The organism is Caulobacter sp. BP25 (genome assembly GCF_002737755.1).
Classification (GTDB): Bacteria; Pseudomonadota; Alphaproteobacteria; order Caulobacterales; family Caulobacteraceae; genus Caulobacter.
Genome location: NZ_PEGH01000020.1, coordinates 39,637 through 58,930 on the forward strand (window position 1 = coordinate 39,637; position 19,294 = coordinate 58,930).

General features: G+C 67.0%; 17 protein-coding genes and 2 pseudogenes. 7 read left to right on the plus strand and 12 right to left on the minus strand.

Going from position 1 to position 19,294, the window contains the following annotated elements:
- The first annotated feature begins 89 nt into the window (after window positions 1-89).
- From CSW59_RS19115 to arsC, 3 genes are read left to right on the plus strand one after another with little or no spacing between them, the layout of a single operon-like run.
- Entirely contained in the window at window positions 90-464 is a 375-nt protein-coding gene (locus CSW59_RS19115) for a helix-turn-helix transcriptional regulator (RefSeq protein ID WP_201722861.1), read from the plus strand.
- An 8-nt stretch (window positions 465-472) separates the two neighbouring features.
- Window positions 473-1,132: an MIP/aquaporin family protein gene (locus tag CSW59_RS19120; protein ID WP_236632272.1), complete on the plus strand. Its 660-nt coding sequence runs from the start codon at window positions 473-475 to the stop codon at window positions 1,130-1,132.
- On the plus strand, window positions 1,129-1,542 hold the full coding sequence (gene arsC / locus CSW59_RS19125; RefSeq protein ID WP_099445569.1) for an arsenate reductase (glutaredoxin): 414 nt from the start codon (window positions 1,129-1,131) through the stop codon (window positions 1,540-1,542). Before CSW59_RS19120 ends, arsC begins: the two co-directional genes overlap by 4 nt.
- Here arsC and CSW59_RS19130 read toward each other — a convergent pair.
- Together CSW59_RS19130 and CSW59_RS19135 are read right to left on the minus strand one after the other, a co-directional pair.
- On the minus strand, window positions 1,539-1,841 hold the full coding sequence (locus CSW59_RS19130) for a hypothetical protein (protein ID WP_099445570.1): 303 nt from the start codon (window positions 1,839-1,841) through the stop codon (window positions 1,539-1,541). The genes arsC and CSW59_RS19130 overlap by 4 nt on opposite strands.
- Window positions 1,842-1,903: 62 nt before the next feature.
- Window positions 1,904-3,265 carry a hypothetical protein gene (locus CSW59_RS19135; protein WP_099445571.1) on the minus strand — a complete coding sequence of 454 codons (1,362 nt, stop codon included), beginning with the start codon at window positions 3,263-3,265 and terminating at the stop codon, window positions 1,904-1,906.
- 386 nt (window positions 3,266-3,651) lie between these two features.
- On the opposite strand from CSW59_RS19135, the gene CSW59_RS19140 reads away from it, so the two are divergent.
- A complete protein-coding gene (locus CSW59_RS19140) occupies window positions 3,652-4,131 on the plus strand; it encodes a ribonuclease H (RefSeq protein WP_099445572.1) in 480 nt (159 codons plus the stop codon).
- Here CSW59_RS19140 and CSW59_RS19145 read toward each other — a convergent pair whose 3' ends face one another.
- Window positions 4,132-4,524 carry a methylglyoxal synthase gene (locus tag CSW59_RS19145; protein ID WP_201722862.1) on the minus strand — a complete coding sequence of 131 codons (393 nt, stop codon included), beginning with the start codon at window positions 4,522-4,524 and terminating at the stop codon, window positions 4,132-4,134.
- Window positions 4,525-4,694: 170 nt separating this feature from the next.
- On the opposite strand from CSW59_RS19145, the gene CSW59_RS19150 reads away from it, so the two are divergent.
- On the plus strand, window positions 4,695-5,924 hold the full coding sequence (locus tag CSW59_RS19150) for a pyridoxal phosphate-dependent aminotransferase (protein WP_099445573.1): 1,230 nt from the start codon (window positions 4,695-4,697) through the stop codon (window positions 5,922-5,924).
- 66 nt (window positions 5,925-5,990) lie between these two features.
- Here CSW59_RS19150 and CSW59_RS21965 read toward each other — a convergent pair whose 3' ends face one another.
- The 3 genes and pseudogenes from CSW59_RS21965 to CSW59_RS19165 form a co-directional block, all read right to left on the minus strand.
- Window positions 5,991-6,218 carry a DUF6289 family protein gene (locus CSW59_RS21965; RefSeq protein WP_099445574.1) on the minus strand — a complete coding sequence of 76 codons (228 nt, stop codon included), beginning with the start codon at window positions 6,216-6,218 and terminating at the stop codon, window positions 5,991-5,993.
- 95 nt (window positions 6,219-6,313) lie between these two features.
- Window positions 6,314-6,452, minus strand: a pseudogene (locus CSW59_RS21545) (hypothetical protein); the annotation flags it as partial.
- 38 nt (window positions 6,453-6,490) lie between these two features.
- A complete protein-coding gene (locus CSW59_RS19165) occupies window positions 6,491-7,954 on the minus strand; it encodes an alpha/beta hydrolase (protein WP_099445794.1) in 1,464 nt (487 codons plus the stop codon).
- Window positions 7,955-8,176: 222 nt separating this feature from the next.
- Here CSW59_RS19165 and CSW59_RS19170 point away from each other — a divergent pair, with 222 nt between their 5' ends.
- Window positions 8,177-9,502, plus strand: a complete 1,326-nt coding sequence (locus CSW59_RS19170) for a LytTR family DNA-binding domain-containing protein (protein WP_236632286.1) — start codon at window positions 8,177-8,179, stop codon at window positions 9,500-9,502.
- 34 nt (window positions 9,503-9,536) lie between these two features.
- On the opposite strand, the gene CSW59_RS19175 is transcribed toward CSW59_RS19170, so the two are convergent.
- The 3 genes from CSW59_RS19175 to CSW59_RS19185 form a co-directional block, all read right to left on the minus strand.
- Window positions 9,537-11,135: a peptide chain release factor 3 gene (locus tag CSW59_RS19175; RefSeq protein WP_099445577.1), complete on the minus strand. Its 1,599-nt coding sequence runs from the start codon at window positions 11,133-11,135 to the stop codon at window positions 9,537-9,539.
- Between the two features lie 18 nt (window positions 11,136-11,153).
- Complete coding sequence (locus CSW59_RS19180) at window positions 11,154-12,674, minus strand: hypothetical protein (RefSeq protein ID WP_143755020.1); 1,521 nt, start codon at window positions 12,672-12,674, stop codon at window positions 11,154-11,156.
- An 85-nt stretch (window positions 12,675-12,759) separates the two neighbouring features.
- A complete protein-coding gene (locus CSW59_RS19185) occupies window positions 12,760-15,150 on the minus strand; it encodes a TonB-dependent siderophore receptor (protein ID WP_099445579.1) in 2,391 nt (796 codons plus the stop codon).
- A gap of 290 nt (window positions 15,151-15,440) precedes the next feature.
- Between CSW59_RS19185 and CSW59_RS21020 the strand changes: the two genes are divergently transcribed.
- The gene (locus CSW59_RS21020) at window positions 15,441-15,578 is read left to right on the plus strand and encodes a hypothetical protein (protein WP_201722863.1); all 138 of its coding nucleotides are present in this window, start codon (window positions 15,441-15,443) and stop codon (window positions 15,576-15,578) included.
- On the opposite strand, the gene CSW59_RS19190 is transcribed toward CSW59_RS21020, so the two are convergent.
- The 3 genes and pseudogenes from CSW59_RS19190 to CSW59_RS19205 form a co-directional block, all read right to left on the minus strand.
- Complete coding sequence (locus CSW59_RS19190; protein ID WP_099445580.1) at window positions 15,575-15,955, minus strand: hypothetical protein; 381 nt, start codon at window positions 15,953-15,955, stop codon at window positions 15,575-15,577. The genes CSW59_RS21020 and CSW59_RS19190 overlap by 4 nt on opposite strands.
- Before the next feature lie 137 nt (window positions 15,956-16,092).
- The gene (locus tag CSW59_RS19195; protein WP_099445581.1) at window positions 16,093-16,431 is read right to left on the minus strand and encodes a DUF1491 family protein; all 339 of its coding nucleotides are present in this window, start codon (window positions 16,429-16,431) and stop codon (window positions 16,093-16,095) included.
- A 963-nt stretch (window positions 16,432-17,394) separates the two neighbouring features.
- A pseudogene (locus CSW59_RS19205) lies at window positions 17,395-19,120 on the minus strand (sensor histidine kinase).
- Window positions 19,121-19,294: the final 174 nt, after the last annotated feature.

Genomic DNA, 19,294 nt, shown 5'->3' on the forward strand with positions numbered 1-19,294 from the left:
GAGGCTGGCGCGACGGTGCGTCGCGGACGCCTGTCGCGCGCGAAGGTCGCCATCATTGAACAGCCACATAGTTCGACTATGCTGGAAATATGGAATCTTCATCAGCCGTGCAGATGCTCTCCGCCCTGGGCCACGAGGCGCGGCTGGCGATCTTTCGCCTGCTGGTGAAAGCCGGCGCCGAGGGCGTTGCGGCGGGCGATATCGCCCGAACCTTGAACGTCCTGCCCAACAGCCTGTCGGCTAACCTGAACGTCCTGTCCCACGCCGGCCTGATCACGTCCCGACGCGAGGGCCGGTCCATCATCTATTTCGCCGAGTACGGCGCGATGGCCGGAATGCTGGAGTTCCTGTTGCGGGACTGCTGTAACGGGGCGCCCGAGGTCTGCGCGCCGCTGAGCGCGATCCTGGATGGGACGGACAACTGCGCCTCGGCATGCGCCCCCTCGGCGGTATCCCCTCAATGAGCGTCGGCATGTCGCGCAGACTGGTCGCCGAGGGGCTGGGAACGGCGCTTTTGCTGGCGGTCGTGGTCGGCTCCGGGATCATGGGCGAACAGCTGGCGGCCGGGAACACCGCGATCGCCCTGCTGGGCAACACCCTGGCCACCGGCGCAGCGTTGGTCGTCCTGATCTGGATCTTCGGGCCGATCTCCGGCGCCCACTTCAACCCGGCGGTGACCTTGATCGCGGCGCTACGGCGTGATCTTTCGCCGGGCGCGGCCCTAGCCTATGCCGCCGTCCAGGTCGGCGGCGCGGCGCTGGGCGTCTGGATCGCCCACGCCATGTTCGGCGAGCCTATCCTGCAGGTCTCGACCAAGCTGCGGAGCGGCGGCGCCCAGGCCTTCTCCGAGGTCGTGGCGACGTTTGGGCTGATCGGCACGATCCTCGGCGTATCCCGGTTCAGGGCGGGCAGCACGCCGATGGCCGTGGGTCTTTACATCACTGCGGCCTACTGGTTCACCGCCTCGACATCCTTCGCCAATCCGGCGGTGACGTTGGCGCGAAGCCTCTCGGACACCTTCGCCGGGATCGCGCCCGCCAGCGCGCCCGCATTCATCCTCGCCCAGTTCATCGGCGCCCTGCTCGCCGCCGGCGTTTTCAACTGGCTTCTCAAGACGGAACAGACGGCATGACCACGACGGATTTCCCAATCACGATCTTCCACAATCCGGCGTGCGGCACCTCGCGCAACGTCGTGGCGATGGTCCAAGCCGCCGGTTACCAGCCCAAGGTGGTCGAGTATCTGAAAGCCGGATGGACCCGCGACCAGCTGCGTGACCTCGCCGCCAAGAGCGGCCTGTCGTTCCGCCAGCTCATGCGCGAGAAGGGCACGCCCGCCGAGGCGCTGGGCCTGCTGGCGGACGACGTCGCCGAGGACCGCATCCTCGACGCCATGATCGAGCATCCGATCCTGGTGAACCGGCCGATCGTCGTAACCCCGAAGGGCGCGAAGCTATGCCGCCCGTCGGAGCTCGTGCTCGACTTGCTTGAGCAGCGCCCCGCCAGCTTCACCAAGGAAGACGGCGAGGTCGTGAAGCTTTAGCGGATGCGAATCCGCACCGGCACCTGGATGTAGGAGCCCGCGCGGCTCTTGCCGTCGGGACCCAGCAGATCGACCTGAAACTGCGAGGCCATCGACAGAGCCGCCTGGCCGACGCCCAGTTCGCTGGGGGTTTCGTCCTGAACCGTACAGCCAGTCAGGCGTCCGTCGCTTTTGACCAGGCAGTTCAGCAAGGCGACGACTTCGCGCGGCTGCGAGGCGGGGACGAGCATGTCCGAAGCGGTCTTGGCCGGAACGGGGGTGGCGGCGAAGGCGGCGGCCAAGGCGAGCGAAGCAATCACGAGTTCATCCCTTTACTTATCGTTCTTTGGCGGGCCCCTGCCCCGCCGCGTCCCGTTTCGGGTCAGACGGCCGGAGCCCGTTGGAGACGTTGCAGGCTCTGTGCCGCGAGGTCCGTCAGCGAGCGCAAGCCCAGCTCCGAGAAGATGTCCAGAGCCGCGGCCAGGGCGACGCCCGCCCGCGCCAGACGTCCGTCGTCCCGGCCGGTTATCTCGACACGCGCCTCGTAAAGGCGGGCCAGGTTCATCTGCGCCACCGCCCAGCTGGCCGGATCGCGCGCGCCGCGCACTTCCGCCAGCTCAGCCTTGAAGGCCAGTTCGGCGGCGTCCAGCACGGCGAGGTCCGCCGTCAGTTCAGCGCAGCGGGCCAGACAAAGAGCGCGGTTGTTGGCGACCTGGGCGCGCAGCGCGAGCGCCGGCTGGACCTTGAGAATCTGCGTGGCGCGATCGTAGGCCGACACAGCCTGCTCGAAGACGCGCTCGCTGGTGGTGGCCTCGCCCAAGGTCTGCAGGGCCGCGCCAAGCAGCGCCTGGGCGCGGGCCCAGTCCATCGGGCTATGATCCAGGGAGAAGACCTGACCTGCGTCGGTGATCGCCTGAACCCCCTCGGCGATGCGCGCGATCTCGCCGTCGAGGTCGCCCAAATGCACCAGGGCGGCGCCGCGCAGGCACTCCAATCGACCCCAGGCCAGGGGTTCGAAGTCGGGGTCGAGGCCTTCCAGAGCGGTCTTGGCTTCAGACGCGGCGAGCTCCGCCAAGGCGCGGTCCTTTAGGCGCGTCGAGCAGCTAAGGATCAGGTCGATGCGCGTGGCGCGCTGGTCGGCCAATAAGAGCCGGGTGCCGCCGCCCTTGGCGCGCTTGGCGGCCGCCAGGGCGCGCAGCGGCGCCTCGAAAGCTTGCACGGCGGCGAGCGCTCGGTCCAGATCGCCATCGACCATGGCCGCTCGTCCCTCCAGCGTCGCCCACAAGGCGCCGCAGAGCGCAGTGCGGTGATTGGCTGGCGTACGCGCCAGGGTAGACATGGCGGCGGCCACCAGGCCTTCGTCACCGAACAGATCCGCGCCTTGCAGCGCCAGCATCACCTGTTCGCACCGGGCGGCGGCCTGGCCGTCCTGGCGACGCTCGGTCTCGAAAATCTTCAGGGCGGCCTCGGCCTGGGCCGCGCCCTTGCGCAGGGCGGTCGCGTCGCCGGTCCGGCGGGCCAACTCTCGCCAGATCACCGCCGCCTCCAGAAGGCGCGTCCCGCGATCCTTTGAACCCAAGCGGCTGGCGGCGACATCAGCCGAGCGCGCCTCGTTGGCCAGCAGCGGCGTCTCAAGCAGCTCCAGCAACGACGTGTCGCCGCCGGTCAGGCCCTCGCGCCAAGCGCTCTTCGCCTCGGCTTCGACACCGAACAGCCGCTTCAGATCTCGCCCAAACTCGAACATGGCCCGCGGACTCCATTTGGGACGTCCCAAGGCGGGACAGCCGTTGAAGGTTCAACGCCCAAGCAGCAAAACCGGAGCCAGCAGATTTAACAAGTGGTTAATAGGTATTTACATCGCGTTAACCATAAATATTTTTCAGATTTTTATACATCACCCACAAATCCACCCAAAAGGGCTGACCGAGACCCAATCTGGCACATTTATTGCTTAACGGAACACAGCTCACTCGGCGCTCTTCTTGATTTTCTTAAAACACCGTTCACCGATCCTAAAATGACGTTAACCATAAGTTTTAGGGCAATGTTTACCCTTCGTTCACCCGCTCCCCGAGTTTGAGCGAAACAGGCTAGAAAGCCGCCAAATCACTTGAAGATCGGGAGCCCCCCATGGTCGCCGTCACCTTGTGGATCGCCAGCCTCTGCCGCCAGGACCCCAGCTATGGCGGCTGGTCCTATGTGCGGCGGATCGACGGCGAAACCGGAGCGGGCGCGATCAAAGGGGCGGCCGGCGGCGAGCGGCGCACGACGGCCGCAAAGATGAGTCTGACGGCTCTCATCGAGGCCCTGGAGGGTCTTTCGGATTTGCCCGCCGACGCCGCCGTGACCCTGCGCTTCTCCGATTTGGAGCTCGCCAGCCAGCTGGTCGCGTCCGATGGCGACTATGCGACCACGGAACCCGACGCGTGGACGTCCGCTCGCGCCGCCGTCGCTTCTCGGCCGGTGCTGGAGATGGTCCCCTCCTCTCCCGTCGACGCGGCCAACGGCTTTCTCGCGGCCTGGGCGGAGTTTGGCCTGGACACCAGCAAGTCGCGCGGAACGTTCAAGGCCGCGATCCCCAAGCCGAACCTGTTGAAGTTCCCAGGCTAGCTAAGCCTGGCAGGCGACGATCAGATCAGCCGTCGCCGGATTGCAGGCGAACGGGATATCGGCCAGTGTCGCCATGCGGATCAGCGCCTTAACGTCCACGTCGTGCGGCTGAGGCGACAGCGGGTCGACGAAGAAGATCAGAACGTCCAGCCGCCCCTCGGCGATCATCGCGCCCAGCTGCTGATCGCCGCCCAGCGGGCCGCTCTTCAGACGCGTCAGATCTAGCTCCGGCAACGCTTCCAGGAGTCGCCCACCGGTGGTGCCAGTGGCGAACAGCGTCTTGTCCTTCAAGAAGTCGGCATGCGCCTTGGCCCAGGCGACCAGGGCGGCCTTCTTCTCGTCGTGGGCCACCAATCCAATCGAGAGGTGGCCGATGGCGAGGGGCGCGGGCATGGAGCGATTCCTGACAGATGGAGCCGCACTCATTTCGCGCCTAAGCGGCGATGGCAAGCCTGGCTCTGCCCGCGCCTTGGGCAGGACGCGCGACGCTGGCCCGTGCCCCCTTGCGCGATCGTTCGCGAAGGTTCGTCCTCGGGCCTCGAGTAAATGGGGAGCAGACGAAGATGGTCACGCGGAATTCCGACGAACCGGCGCTGGGGCGCCGTTCCTTCCTGCGCGGCGCGGCGCTGATCGCCGCAGCCGCGCCCATAGTGACCGAGGCCAGTCTCGCACACGCGGCGCAGACCGCCGCGCCTCCGTCCGGCATGGCGCTACACGGTCAAAGCCCCAACGCGCCGGCGCCAGGCATGGTCCTGATCAACGCCAACGAAAATCCGCTGGGCCCTAGCAAGGCGGCCTGCGACGCCATCGCCCGCGTCGCCCCGCTGGGCGGCCGCTACGATCTGAACGGCGAGACGGACCTGCTGATCCAGACCTTTGCGGCTCAGACCGGCCTCAAGCCCGAGTACGTCGTCGCCTATGCGGGCTCCTCCGAGCCCCTGCACTACAGCGTGCTAGCCTTCACCTCGCCGACCAAGAGCTTCGTCACGGCCGATCCGTCGTACGAGGCCGGCATGTACGCGGCCAAGACCAGCCAGGCCAAGGTGGTCAAGGTGCCACTGACCAAGGACTGCGCCCATGACGTCAAGGCCATGGTCGCCGCCGACGCCCAGGCCGGCGTCATCTACATCTGCAACCCGAACAACCCGACAGGCACCGTCACCACCAAGCAGGACATCATCTGGGCGCTTGAGAACAAGCCCGCTGGCGCGATCTTGTTGGTCGACGAGGCCTATATCCATCTGACCGACGAACCAGACACCCTGGACCTGGTGGCTCAGGGCAAGGACCTGATCGTCCTGCGCACCTTCTCCAAGATCTACGGCATGGCCGGCATACGCTGCGGCTTCGCGGTCGGACGCCCCGACCTGCTGGCAAGGCTGAAGCCGTTCGGCCAGAACGCCATGCCCATCACCGGCTCTGCAGCCGCCCGCGCCTCGCTTGAGGACGCCAGCCTGGCGCCCGCTCGACGCAAGATCATCGGCGATACGCGCCGCGACACGATCGCCTGGCTGAAAGCCAACGGCTACAAGGTCATCGGCGATCCGCAGACCAACTGCTTCATGATCGACACGGGCCGAAACGGTCGCGGGGTGATGGCGGCCATGAAGGCCAAGAACGTCCTGATCGGCCGCACCTGGCCCATTTGGCCCAACGCCGTCCGCGTCTCGGTCGGCACGCCAGAGGAAATGGCGGCGTTCAAGGTCGCCTTCAAGGAGGTCATGGACGCCAAGCCGATGGCCATCGGCGATCATGTCCAGCACGCGGAACTCGACTATTACGCAATCCTATAGCCGCCGCACCATGCGCACCGGATAGAGAGGGCCGCCCCAAGCGAGGGCGGCCTTCGCATATCCCGCTCACGGACAGGGCGCTACGTATCGATCGTTGATGTCAGTACGAGAACCCCAGCTATAGCTGGATCCGTCGCAACCTCTGTAGCTTTCGCCGACCTGGATCATCTTGGATTCGTTGGCATAGTACATGACCAGGACCTCCTGATCGAAAGGTCCCGACGAAGCCGGGCCGGCTACGGCCATGGCGGCCAACACGGCCGCTACGGCCGCCTTCATGATCAACGTCCGCATCGCGCTCTCCTTGCCTAGTGATAGTAAGAGCAAGGCCGGCACAGCCCTAGGAAAAAGAAAGCCAAAACTCTCGCTAAGCTACACTCGCGTCTTCGTCAGCGCAGCGCCTTCGGATAGCGCTCGGCGACATAGCCAATCTCCCAGGCGCTCCTGCCGAAGAACACCGAGGATCTCGTCGATATCTTGGCCCATGGCCGACTTGTGCTTGTTGACGAAGTCCTCGACATCGGCGCGGTTAGGATGCCGCTCGTAGCGCGTCGCCAGCCTCCCAATCACGCCACCTTGAACGTCGGCGGCGGCAGGCTCAGCCGGGTGTCGACCACGGCCTCGCCGCGGAAGAACCGCACCAGCAATCCCTGCACGTCCGGGTGGGCCTCAAAGACGTTGTGGCCAGCGTTCTCGACAGTCACCCGGGCCTTGCGGGTGAACTGGGCCGCCACCTCGTCCTGCTCGGACACCGGCGTGCGGCCGTCCAGTGTGCCGGCGATCAGCAGGGCCGGATGGTCGATGCGGAACGACGCTCGGAAGGCCTCGCCCAGGTCGGCTTCCGGAACCACGCCCAGCAGCTGCGGCATCGGGAAGTTCAGCGCCTCGCCCAGCACGGCGGTCTTGGCCTCGCGCCGCACCAGGGCCAGCCGGCCGGGAGAGATGCCCGACGCCAGGTCCGTGGCCTCGGGCATGCCGGCGATGCCGGGAATGTTGGCGAATTCGCCCATGAACGGCGCCAGAACCTCGTAGCGGCCCGCGTCCAGCGCCAGATAAAGGCCTGGCAGCATGACCAGGGTCTGCGGATTAGCGATCAGCCCGCCGGTCATCAGCTGGATGGCGAAGCCGCCGATCTTCAGCTCGACCGGCGCGCCGTTCAGCGTGGCGGGCATCTTGACCGGCGCCGCCTCCATCTTGGCATGCACGCGCCGCATCAGGGCCGGCAGGTCGGGGATCGCCGCCCGCACGGCGGGATCGGCGGCCAAGAGACCGTCGACGTGCTGCAAAAGGGCGTCAACCGCCGCTGGGCGCTTCACCGTCTGATCCAGCCCTTCAAGGCTGGCCAGGGCCACGCGGCTGACCCGCGCGCCATGCCGCTTGAGCATGGTCAGCGCCAGGTGCGTGCCGTAGCTGATGCCCCACAGAGAAACCTGCTCCGCCCCCAGGTGACGCCGCAGGTCGTCGATGTCGTCGGCGTTCTGTTCGGTGTTGTAGCCGGTCATGGCCACGCCGGCCTTAGTCCAGTCGGCCCAGGCGCTCTTGAAGTCCTCACGGAAATAGGCGGTCAGCCCGGCCTCCGTGAATTCGGGCAAGGGCCGCGCCGACAGCGGCCGGTCGGGGATATGGTTGGACAGGCCCGTGCCGCGCTGCTCGAAGACGATGACGTCGGCCACGTCGCGCAGGGCCATGAAGATCGGAAACCGCGGGCCGGCGGCCGCTCGCGTCGCCACGCCGCCCGGTCCGCCGGACAGATAGACGATCGGCGGGCCCGGCTTGGCCGCCGTCGAGGCGAACCGCACATAGCTCAGCCGGATCTTCCGGGACTTAGGATCGCGACGATCTTCCGGGACTTCGAAGAAGCCGCGTTCGGCGTCGGTGTCCTGGCCCTTCCAGCCCTTGAAGCGGAAGAGACCGGGCTGCGACGGAGACGGCGCGGCGGTCTGGGCCAGCGCCAATCCAGAGACGGCGAAACCAGGAAGGGCGAGGCCAGCGGCGAGCAGGGCGCGGCGATTGAGCGATGCATGGGTCATGGCGATAGCTGAGCCGATCGGCGGACCGCTCGCCACAAGGCTTCGGTCAACAGCGCCCTGCGATCGGTGAACGGTGGCGCGTCTCGGCGAACGGCGCTCTAAGGTGACGTCATGTGGCGAACCCTGCTTCTCTCCCTTCTGTTGACGAGCCTTGCGACCCTGGCGCGGGCCCAGGATATGACGTGGGAGGCGTGCCATGGAGCGATCGGCCCCTCCGGACCGGTGTTGAGCGACTGCCGCCCCCTTGGAGACTTCGTCGATCCCCAGGGCCGCGAGCTCTGGATCCGCTCAACGATCCCTTCCCCAAGCGACACCCAGCCGAGCGCCCTTTATGTCGCGGGCGTCGCCTCGTCCGAAGCCTGGCTCAACGGCCAGCGCCTGGGTGGCAATGGCGTCCCGGGAGCGTCGGCGCGCGATGAGGTCCCAGGACGCTATCAAGCGATCTTTCCGATCCGCGAGACCGTCTGGCGTCCCTACGGGAACACTCTGGTTCTGCGGCTGTCGTCGTTCCATGGCGGCCTGCGCTTCGCCGGCCCGATGACCGCCATCGTCGTCTTGCCCTATCCCTATCCGCAGCGCACCGCGCTGATGGCGGTGACCTTCGTGGCGACCGGCGCCCTGCTGGCGGCGACGTTTGGGTTCGGCGTCATTCACGCCCTGCGACGGACCGGCTCAAGCCTCGCCATGGCCGGCATGGCCGGTGTCGCCACCTTACAGGCAATCGTCGAGAGCCTACGGCCGCTGTTCAACTATCCCTACCCCCTCCACGCCTGGCGGATGAGCGCCATTTGGGCGCTGGCGGCCGCCTTCGCGATCCTGCTGGTCGCCTATGTCACCAGCCGGTTCCTGCCCAAGGCGCGCGGCCTGATGATCGGTCTGGCGCTGGGCTGCGTCGGCGCCACGGTCCTGCTGCCAGGCTTCGACAACAAGACGGTCTGGGCGCTGATCCTGGGCGTGACGCTCGCCGTGCCATCGGCTGTCGCGGGCGTGCGCCTGCGCCTCCCCGGCGCCCGGCCCGCCCTGGCTTATCTGGCGCTGTTTCTCGCCCTGGCCCTCGGCTTTCCCGAATGGCTGGCCGACTTCTCCTATTTCCTGCTCGCCGCCAGCCTGGTGCTGCCGCTGCTGATGGTCGAGGTGGTGCGGCTGGGTCGCGACGACCGTGGCCGCGAAGCCGCTCTGACCCGCGCCGTCAGCCTTCCCGATCGGCTGACCGTGGCCTCGGCCCGGGGCGTCGAGCTGGCGCCGCTCGCCGAGATTCTGGCTGTGGTGGGGGCCGACGACTATGTCGAGCTGCGGCTGGTCGGCGGTCGCAGCCTGCTGCACGCGGCGCGTCTGGACGGGCTGACGACCCAACTGCCGGCGAACTTTCTGCGCGTCCACAGGTCGGTGATCGCCAACCTGGCCCACGTCCAACGGCTAGAACGCGATGGCGACCGCTGGCGGCTGCATCTGAGCGAGGGCGCGCCCCTGCCCGTCAGCCGCGCTCGCCAGCCCGCTGTTCGGGAGGCCCTGGAAGCGCCTCACGCGGTTGGGGCGTTGTCGGCCTGAGGTCAGCTTCGGCTGACGCCAGGCCGCCCCTCGCCTAGGCCCGTTCCTTGGTCCGCTCGAAGCGCACCTTCGGATAGCGCTCGGCGACATAGCCGATTTCCCAGGACGACTTGCCCAGAAACACCGGCTGCTCGTCGATGTCCTGGCCCATGGCCGACTTGTGCTTGTTCACGAAGTCCTCGACATCGGCGCGGTCGCCGCCCAGCCAGCGGGCCTCGGCGTAAGGGCTGGCCTCGAAGATCACGTCCAGTTGGTATTCGTTGGCCAGGCGGTCGGCCATGACCTCGAACTGCAGCTGGCCGACGGCGCCGACGATGAAGTCGCTGCCGATCATCGGGCGGAACAGCTGGGTGACGCCTTCCTCGGCCAGGCCTTCCAGCGCCTTCTTCAGGTGCTTGGCCTTCAGCGGGTCCTTCACGCGCACGCGGCGCAGGATTTCCGGGGCGAAGTTGGGCAGGCCGGCAAAGCGCAGCGTCCCGGTTTCGGACAGGCTGTCGCCCACCCGCAGCACGCCGTGGTTCGGGATACCGATCACGTCGCCGGCGAAGGCGTCCTCGGCCAACTCGCGGTCGGACGCGAAGAACATGATCGGCGCGTTGACGCTCATCGCCTTGCCGGTGTTCTGGGCCTTCAGCTTCATGCCGCGCGTGAAGCGGCCGCTGGTCAGGCGCAGGAAGGCGATCCGGTCGCGGTGGTTGGGGTCCATGTTTGCCTGGACCTTGAAGACAAAGCCCGACACCTCGGCGTCGCCCGGCGCGACGTGGGTCTCAGCGCCGCTCTTGGTGGCGGCGGCCGGCTTGGGCGGCGGGGCGTAGGCGCCGATGCCGGCCAGCAGCTCCGAAACGCCGAAATGGCGCAGGGCCGAGCCGAAGAACACCGGCGTCATGTGCCCCTCAAGGAACGACTGGACGTCGAACGGCTTGCCGGCCTCGGTGACCAGCATGGCGTTGTCTTCCAGCTCGGCCTTCTCTTCGGGGTCCAGGTATTGGACCACCGCATTGCCCTTGAAGGCGATCGGGTCGGGGTGTCCCTCGTCGTCGGTCGAGCTCTTCTTGGCGTAGGGAATGAACTTGTCGTTCCGCAGGTCCAGCATGCCCTTGAACCGGCCGCCCGAACCCGCCGGCCAGTAAAGCGGCGCCGGATCGAGCGCCAGTTTGGACGAGACCTCGTCGAGCAGTTCGAACGGATCCTGGGCCTCACGGTCCATCTTGTTGATGAAGGTGATGATCGGGATGTCGCGCAGGCGGCAGACCTCGAACAGCTTCAGGGTCTGGGGCTCGATGCCCTTGGCGGCGTCCAGCACCATGATCGCCGCGTCGGCGGCCGTCAGCGTGCGGTAGGTGTCTTCCGAGAAGTCTTCGTGGCCCGGGGTGTCCAAGAGGTTGAACATCAGGCCGTCGTGGTCGAACGTCATGACCGAGGCGCTGACAGAGATGCCGCGCTCGCGCTCGATCTTCATCCAGTCCGACTGGGTGCGCCGCGTCTGACCGCGCGCCCGCACGGCGCCGGCGGCCCGGATCGCCCCGCCAGCCAGCAGCAGGTTTTCCGTCAGGGTCGTCTTGCCGGCGTCGGGGTGACTGATGATGGCGAAGGTGCGCCGACGGGCGGCTTCAGCGGCGGGGGAAGTGCTCATGGGCGGGGACTAGCCTCCTCAGCCCTTTTTGTCACCTTCCGAGGACGCTTCGGCGGGCCGTCGACGCGCGAGAGCCTCTTCGAACCGACGCTTGGCCTCGGCCCGTTCAGGGCCGGCGTGCGGGTCATTGAATACCGGCTGCACCATGGCCGCCGCCTCGTCGAAGCGGCCCCGTCGCATCAGCGCGTCCGCGGCGGCCAGCCGGAACGGCGCCACCTGGGGCGCCAGCGCCTGGGCCCGCAACAGCACGTTGACGATGTTGTCGCTCGGATAGCCTGGCTCTCCTCGCCGGCTGATCCCGTAGTCGAACAGCAGCAGCGGATTGTCGCGATCGACGGCGAAGCCCTTGCCGAACCAGTCGCGGGCCTCGCTCAGCAGGCGCTGCGCCTGGGCCGGCTCGGCGGCCGCTTGCCGCATGCAAGACCACCCCAGAATCTGCAGCGCTTCGACGTCGCGAGGGTCTATATCGACCCGCCGCTTCAGGATCGCCTGAGCCTTGGCGCGGTCGCCGAAGTCGTTCTCGGCCCGCGCCAGAGTCAGATCCGCGAGCCGGTCCCCCGGATAGCGCGCGGCCCGTTCGCGGATCATGGCCAGAACCTCCGGGCGCTCTTCCGGCGGCACGCCCATCTTAAGCCGCTGGTTCTCTAGCAGCAGGACGTCCGCAGACCCATGCAAGCGCGCGACCGTCGGGGACGTCGCCGTCGAGGGCGGGCGCGCCATGCGTCGGCCAGGCAAGGCCTCCATGTAACGACGGAGCACCCGGTCGAGCTTGTCCAGCGGCGCGCCGGCGGCCTCGGGCATAAGGGCCACTGGATCCCCGCCCCCCGCGACCGCCTCGGCGTAGCGTGTCAGGCGCGCCAGCCGCTCGGGATCGGACATCATGTAGTGGGTAAGCAGCCAGGACTGGGCGTAGAAGGCCGTGATGTCGGAGCGATCGCCCCACAGCGCTCGACGCCCAAGGATATCTTCGAACGGCGTCCAGACCGCCCCCCTCAGCCATGCGATACGGGGACTGGTAACGCCCAGCTCGACCGCATCAGGCTTGAACCGAGCAGTCGAGAAGTACTCGGCGTAGCCCTCGACCAGCCACGACGGATAGGCGGCGGGCGCGTTCTGCATCATGAAATGGTGCGTGTACTCGTGAAACAGCACCCGGCGGCCACGCTCTTCCCCGCCTTCCACGCTCATCACCGCGAAGACATCGCCGATCGACGCGCTGTAAAGGCCGCTGATGTCCTTTGAAAGGCTCGGCCTCACGCGGCGAAGATCGGTGTCGCGCGGGACGAAGTAGATCGGCAGTGGCCTGGCTGTCTGCGCGTCAACGCCGTGCAACATCCGGAGCAGGCCGTCGAAATCCTCGAGATCCCGCGCCATCTGGGTGAGCGTACGCTCGCCTATGCGACCGTACAGCGAAAAGGATCGCGTCTGGGTGTGCAGCCACGCTCCGCCTTCAAGCGGAGCGGCGCGGCCAACGGAGACCGCGAAGGGCGCGACGGCGGCGCTGGTCACGAACATCCGTCGCGACATCCATCGACGCATCACGCCACTCCCCGATCACTCAAGCCGCGACGTGATCTGACATGAGATCACGCCACGGCACAACCTCTCCGCGCGCGACGACCTCCTAGAACTTGGCCGACAGCCGCGCGTACCAAAGACCGCCATCGGTATCGTAGGGGGCGTTGCGCGAGTAGATCAGGCCGCGCGAGACCTGGAAGGTCGCCTCGTCCGGATAGGTGTCGAACAGGTTCTCAGCGCCGACCGTCAGCTTGAGCGCATCGGTCAGCTGAGCGCTCATGGATAGGTCGACCAGAGTGCGGCCGCCGAAGGTCTGGATCAGATCGGCGGTCCCGTTGGCTTGAGCGTCGGTCCACTCGCCCGACCAGCGGGCGCGGATCAGGCCGCTAAAGCGCCCCTTGGCGTAGTCGAACGACACGTTGGCGGCGTTCTGCGGCAGGCCATCTTCCAAGTTGATACGGGCCAGGCGCGAGACCTCGGTCAGCTTGGAGCGCGTGACCTTGGTGTCGTTCCAGTTCCAGGCTGCGGTGACGCCCGCGCGCGCGCCCCAAACCTGGCCGCGCCAGGAGCCGACCACGTCGACGCCTTGCGTCCGGGTGTCGAAGGAGTTGGTGAAGTAGCTGACCGTCGTCAGGCTGTCGGCGCCGGGGACCCCGGCGGCCACCAGCTGAGCGCGCAGCGCCGGCGTGACCGTGAAGTTCGGCGAGACGGCGAACCGATTGTCGACCTCGATGCGGTAGTAGTCGACCGACGCCGTGAAGCCGCCCTGGCGGAACACTGCGCCCAGCGACAGGTTCTTGGACTCTTCCGGCTCCAGCGGCTTGCCGCCCAGGGCCACCGAGATCGGGTTGATCGGCGAGAGCCGGCCCGAGGTGAACAGCAGCAAGGTCGTGGTGTTCAGGCCTTGCGAGGTGCGGGTGTTATTGATCTGGCCGGCGGTCGGGGCCCGGAAACCGGTCGAGACCGCGCCACGAATGGCGAAGTTCGGCGTGAACTCGTAGCGCGCGGCGATCTTGCCGTCGGTGGTCTGGCCGAACTCCGAGAAATCCTCGTGACGCACGGCGATGTCGGCGTTGAACTTGTCTGTGATCGGCAGGTCAAGATCGGCATAGGCGGCGTAGCTGGTCTGGTCCCACGACCCGGCCTGACTGGGCGCGTAGCCCGGGAAACCGTTCGAGCCGCTGGGCAGGCCCGCTGAGGCGCCAGGACCGACGTCCCACGAATAGCGATCGCCCGCCTCGATCTTGTAGGTTTCTTTCCGGGCCTCAACGCCCATTGCGAGGTTGGCGGGCTTGGCCAGGAACGACCACTCCATTGGCCGCGAGGCGTCGAGGTTCAGTGTCGCCTCTTCCTGAATCAGCGAACCGGCGTCGAAGCGGGTCGGCGACTGCGGGCCGAATGAGGCGTTGATGCTGTTGTTCAGGAAGTAGTCGACCTTGTCGCGGCCCCAACCTGCCGAGACGCCCCAGGACCAGCCCTTGGCGTCGCCGCGCAGGCCGCCGTTGAGCGAGGCGTTCGTCTCGTCCTGGCCGAATTTCGGCGAGAAACCCGCCGGATAGATCTGGCTCAGCGACCAGCCCGGGAACACCGTGCTGGTGCGGTACGAGCTGTCGGTCGAGGGGTTGCGCCAGTTGAAGTCGGTGACGCCCTGCAGATCGCTATAGGTCGCGAAGCCATAAGCTTCTGCGGCGTCTCCGATCGGCAGCACCAGATTCAGCGAGCCGCGCCAGACTTCGCGATCGGGCTGGCCCCAGCGCTGGACGGGGTTCGGCACCTTGATGCTAGGATTGGCCGCCTGGAAGGCGATCGCGTCGGGCCGCTGACGGGTGCGCGAAGTGGCTTCGGCGTTGGTGTAGTCGAGCGCCGCGACGATGCTGCCGCCGTTGCCGATCGCCATGCCATAGCGCGCGCCGATCTCGGTCTTGTCGCCATCGCCGGCGAAGTAGCGCCCCGTCTGCGCGTAACCTTCAAATCCGGTCTTGTCGCTGAGGATGATGTTGATGACCCCGGCGATGGCGTCCGAACCGTACTGAGCCGAGGCGCCGTCGCGCAGCACCTCGATTCGCTCGATGCCGCTGGTCCCCAGAGCGGCGAGGTCTACGCCCTGCTGACCGCGCCCACCCAGCACCGCCGAGCGATGGCGGCGCTTGCCATTGACCAGCACCAGGGTCTGGTCGGGAGACAGGCCGCGCAGGGTGGCGGGGCGCACGAAGGCTTGGCCATCGGCGGCCGGCAAGCGCTGAACGTTGAACGACGGCGTCGTGGCCGCCAGCTTGTCCATAATCTCGTCGGAGACGACGCTCTTCAGCGCCTCCTGGCTGACGACATCCACCGGCGCGGCAGACTCGAAGGCCGTGCGGTCGACGCGGCGGGTGCCGGTGACGACCAACGTGTCCACCTGCGCCGCCTCTCCGCTGGAAGCCGCCTGCTGGGCTTGGGCTGGGGTGGCCAGGACCAGGGCGATCACACCCCAGGCGGCTGTCGTCATAAGCTTCATCGTACACCTGCACTATTCAACTGAGCGCGGCGTAGCGGCGTGTCTTGTCAGGTGGGCGACAAGGCCATGTTGGTTCCGTGAAGGCTCCGAATGGCGTTCGCGGAGACTTGAACCAAGGATTGAGCGGCTCAACCAGAAAGAGCTTTAACCGCCCTGGCCGCGTCACCATGTCCTGGCGAGTGCTCACCAGACGTTCAAAATCCCTCTATTCGAAGAGTGAGTTTGGAGTCATGCTCGGCGAAATACCAACGACGGCTCAAGATCGTCGGGTTTTTGGAGGAAATCGAACGATGGCCTTGCTCGACCATTACCGCTCCACTGGCCGGCAACATCCTGCCCGTAGCGCGCTTTGCTTCGGCGTCACGATCGCTGGCCTTGTCGGCCTAGCCATCACGATCAGCTGGCTGATGAACTTCGTTCAGCTCTAGGCGGCCAAGCGCTGCCAGACCTGACGGTCAGCTTCAGCGTTGGTGAGGGCCCCGGCGTTCTGCCGATGCAGCAACGCGCCCATGACCTCGACGCTGAGCTGGACGTAGCGAGCCTGTACATCCTCGACCGCGCAGCCACGCGCTGGCGCGATGAACAGCGCGGCGTTGATATCCGGCGCCTTGGCGATCATCAAAGCGGCCAAACGCTGGGCGCGTTCGACATCCTTGCGCTGCAAAAGCGGCTCTTCCGAAAACAGTTCCTTACCCAGGTCCAGCACGCTGTTCAGCGACAGCTTGGCAAAGCGTTCGCGCGTCACGGGCGGCGCCAGTTCGCTCGGGTCGAAGCTGAGAATGACGTCGTTCATCAGGAAAAGCATGGGCTTCACGTGCTGGGCGGCTATGAGCCCAACACATACCCGATCCGGGCTTTCAGTCCGGTTTAGGATCAGGGTTAACGACAGGCGCCACGCCCCTCCCACCACGCGTCCCGCTTCCGAAATGAGAACGTTGACCTCTACGCCCGGTCAGGCTCGACGGGCTCGGTCAGGAAATGCCGCCCCTCGCGATCCTCGATCTCCACAAGCCAGATATCGGGATCAATCCGCGCGGCGCGCTCGACATAGGCGTCCAGATCAGGTTCGAACACGGAGCGAACCGGCTGCATCCAAAAGCGCTCTCCGTCGCCCCGCATAGCCTCGCTGTAGAGGCGCGCGGTTCCGGCCCGGCGGTCTACCGCCTTGACCAGCACCGCGCCGGCGCGCGCATCGCCCTTGCGGGCCACGGCGGCGAAGGCCCCGCCGAGCTCCGCGCGCCGGATCAAGGCCCCAACCCAGATGTCTGTCGAAAGAAGCATGCTAACCGAACCGCAACCCGGAGGGGCCTAGAACCCGTCCTTCGAATGTCTCATCCATAGGCCAATGACGTCCGCAGAGCATCAGAAAGGTCGCGCACGCCAGGGCATGGCGGCGGTCGTGCTCGCGGCGACGCTGGCCGCGCCCTCGGTGCTGCTAGCCGCCGGAGCCGCCGACCAGCTCTATGAGCGTACGCTGATGACCGCGGCGAACGCACGCTGCGGCCTGTTCTCGCCCCAGATTGGGGCGGCGCTGAACGCCGCCCGCGCCCAGGCCCGTGGCGCGGCCCTGCGCTCGGGTGTCAGCGAGCTTCAGGTCGCCGCTCTCGAGCAGAGGGCCCGCGCCAAGGCCAGCGCCACGGCATGCGACTCCAAGGACATGACCTTGGCGGCCTCGCGGGTCAAAGCCGCCTTCGAAGGCTATGCCCAGATGCAGACCATGACCTATCGAGGAGACGTGGCGTCGTGGAAGGCGGATCGCGCCTCTTCCGCGACCATTCCGTTCTGGCGACTATCGCAGATGTCGGCCTTTGGGGGCGACCGGCTCATGTTCGGCCTGGCGGGGCGCAACAAGGCGCTCACCGCCGTCGCAACCTTCGAAAACGGTCAGCGCCCGTACGCAGCGCGGTTGATCCTGCGCGACACCAGACGCACGCTTGCCCCTATATCGACACCCGTGGGCCGCGCCCTGGGCGGCAAGGTCGCGCGCAACGCCAGCCTCGTGTTCAACGCAGAAACGCGCGAAGAGGCGCCGCCAACCCTGCTGCCGACAGGCGCCAAGACAGGACTGGCCTTCCGGTTCCCCATCGCCGCGGCAGAGGCCATGTCGCAGCTGGATCCGCGCGAGGCGGTGACCATCGAGTTCGCCTTCGCCGGCCGTGGCGACGAACAGACCCGCAAGGCCTATATCGAGGTGGCGATTTCGCGCGGGGCGGGCTTTTTTGAACTAAACCCTGACGCTCTGGATCAACGTGGCGCGAAGGCGATCACGTTGTCACCCAAGCTCGTGGGAGGAAGCGGCTCTTCCTCGATCAACGCTTCTGGCGCCGGCGGCTTGGCGGCGGGCAGCATGGCCAGCAGCACGGCAGCCGCACCGAAACGGTCGTGCCCGCGCCCAGGCGGCTCTCAATGGCCATCTCGCCGCCATGCAGCTTGGCGAAGGCCCGGACTAGCGACAGGCCAAGGCCCGTGCCCCGGGCCCGCTGTTCGGCGCCACCGGCCTGCTCGTAGGGCCGTCCCAGGCGCTCGAGATCCTCAGGACTGATGCCGACGCCGGTGTCGGCCACGACAATCTCCAGAACCCCGTCATAACCGTCCAGCGTCACGGTCACCTGGCCGCCGCGCGGGGTGAACTTCAGAGCATTCGAGACCAAGTTCAGCACGATCTGCTTTAGCGCGCGACGATCGGCGTCGACCTCCATCTCGCCTTGCGGCAGGACGCCTCGCAGCTGGACGCCGGCGGTGTCGGACTGCACGCGCAGCAAGCGCATGGCGGCCTGGACCGCCTCGCGCGCGTCGAAGACCCGCGCTGCAACTCGAACCGCTCGGCCTCGATCTTGGACATGTCCAGCACGTCGTTGATCAGGTCCAGGAGATGGCCGCCGCTCTCGTGGATCAGCTCGGCGTATTCAGCGTAGCGGTCGCTCAAGGGGCCGAACATCCGCGCGCGCATGATGTCCGAGAAGCCCATGATGGCGTTCAACGGCGTGCGCAGCTCGTGACTCATGTTGGCCAGGAAGCGGGCGCGGCCAGCGGCCAGCCCCTCGGCGTCCGCGCGGGCCTGTTCCAGGGCGGCAGCGCGATCCCGCTCGGCCGTCACGTCGCGTAGAACGCCGACAAGCTGGTTGGGCGCCACACGCTGCAGGTCCAGGGCCACCAGGCGTTCAAGCCCGAGCGCCGGCTTGAAATCCAGACTGGCCGCGCCGTCCCGGTGAGCCTGAGCGATGGCCGCAGCCAAACGCGCGCGATCCGTCGGCGCCGCGGCTTCGGCGAGCCCGCGCGTCATCAGCAGCTCTGTGGACAAGCCCAGGGGAGCCGCCCCCCGCACGGTGGTCACCTGTTCATGACCGCGCACGGCGATCGCCAGATAGGGCAAGCCATCGAGCAGGGTCTCAAGCCAGCCGATCTCCAAGGCGTCGCGGTCTTCGCGCATGTCCTGACGGCGGCGGCCAATCAACAGACCAGCGGCAAGGCCGAGTCCCGTGGTGACCAAGGCCAGGAAACCCAGCAAGAAAGCCAAGGGTCCGCTCGGGGCCGCCGGCGCGAGGCCCGAAAGCTGAATCAGAGCGGCCACACAGCCACCGATCAGAGCCAAGGCGGCCCCTTCAGCGAGGCGCTTGGAGCGACTCATGGTTGACGCGGCGGCGACGGGGGCGAGACACCAGGCCGCCATGGCGCCGGACACACCGCCGGTCAGGGCTGCGGCCGAGGCTCCGCCCACGGCCCAAAGCACCAAAAGCAAGGATTCCGTCCGCTCGCCGCCGCGCGTGACGATCAAGGCGGCCAAGGCGGGAATCGCACCAGCGGCCAGAGCGCTCCAGATTGGCCACGCTCGGGCGTCGATGATGAACAGCGCCGCAGCGGCGGCGAGGCACACAGCCCCCAGCCACCCCAGGCGCCAGGCAAGCGCGGGATCGAATCCCGCCTGCGGGGCGGGACGCCTGATCGAGTCTGGTCGCGCTTCGAGTTCCAAGGCCGGCCGGTTTCGACTACGGCGGGAGTCGCCGTTTTATGAAGCCTAACGCGAGCGGCGGGTTCCGTCCAAGCGCACACAATCGTTAAGCGAGGTTAATGGCGGACTTCGTTGTGGACGGAAACGGAATCGTAAGCGCCATGCGTCATGGTCCGGCTTTGATTGGTGCGGACA

Excerpts from the sequence above, each read along its gene's own strand:
- CSW59_RS19115 (WP_201722861.1), top strand. The coding sequence starts at position 90 with ATGGAATCTTCATCAGCCGTGCAGATGCTCTCCGCCCTGGGCCACGAG.
- CSW59_RS19120 (WP_236632272.1), top strand. The coding sequence starts at position 473 with ATGTCGCGCAGACTGGTCGCCGAGGGGCTGGGAACGGCGCTTTTGCTG.
- arsC (WP_099445569.1), top strand. The coding sequence starts at position 1,129 with ATGACCACGACGGATTTCCCAATCACGATCTTCCACAATCCGGCGTGC.
- CSW59_RS19135 (WP_099445571.1), bottom strand. The coding sequence starts at position 3,265 with ATGTTCGAGTTTGGGCGAGATCTGAAGCGGCTGTTCGGTGTCGAAGCC.
- CSW59_RS19140 (WP_099445572.1), top strand. The coding sequence starts at position 3,652 with ATGGTCGCCGTCACCTTGTGGATCGCCAGCCTCTGCCGCCAGGACCCC.
- CSW59_RS19145 (WP_201722862.1), bottom strand. The coding sequence starts at position 4,524 with ATGCCCGCGCCCCTCGCCATCGGCCACCTCTCGATTGGATTGGTGGCC.
- CSW59_RS19150 (WP_099445573.1), top strand. The coding sequence starts at position 4,695 with ATGGTCACGCGGAATTCCGACGAACCGGCGCTGGGGCGCCGTTCCTTC.
- CSW59_RS21965 (WP_099445574.1), bottom strand. The coding sequence starts at position 6,218 with ATGCGGACGTTGATCATGAAGGCGGCCGTAGCGGCCGTGTTGGCCGCC.
- CSW59_RS19165 (WP_099445794.1), bottom strand. The coding sequence starts at position 7,954 with ATGACCCATGCATCGCTCAATCGCCGCGCCCTGCTCGCCGCTGGCCTC.
- CSW59_RS19175 (WP_099445577.1), bottom strand. The coding sequence starts at position 11,135 with ATGAGCACTTCCCCCGCCGCTGAAGCCGCCCGTCGGCGCACCTTCGCC.
- CSW59_RS19180 (WP_143755020.1), bottom strand. The coding sequence starts at position 12,674 with ATGCGTCGATGGATGTCGCGACGGATGTTCGTGACCAGCGCCGCCGTC.
- CSW59_RS19185 (WP_099445579.1), bottom strand. The coding sequence starts at position 15,150 with ATGAAGCTTATGACGACAGCCGCCTGGGGTGTGATCGCCCTGGTCCTG.
- CSW59_RS21020 (WP_201722863.1), top strand. The coding sequence starts at position 15,441 with ATGGCCTTGCTCGACCATTACCGCTCCACTGGCCGGCAACATCCTGCC.
- CSW59_RS19190 (WP_099445580.1), bottom strand. The coding sequence starts at position 15,955 with ATGCTTTTCCTGATGAACGACGTCATTCTCAGCTTCGACCCGAGCGAA.
- CSW59_RS19195 (WP_099445581.1), bottom strand. The coding sequence starts at position 16,431 with ATGCTTCTTTCGACAGACATCTGGGTTGGGGCCTTGATCCGGCGCGCG.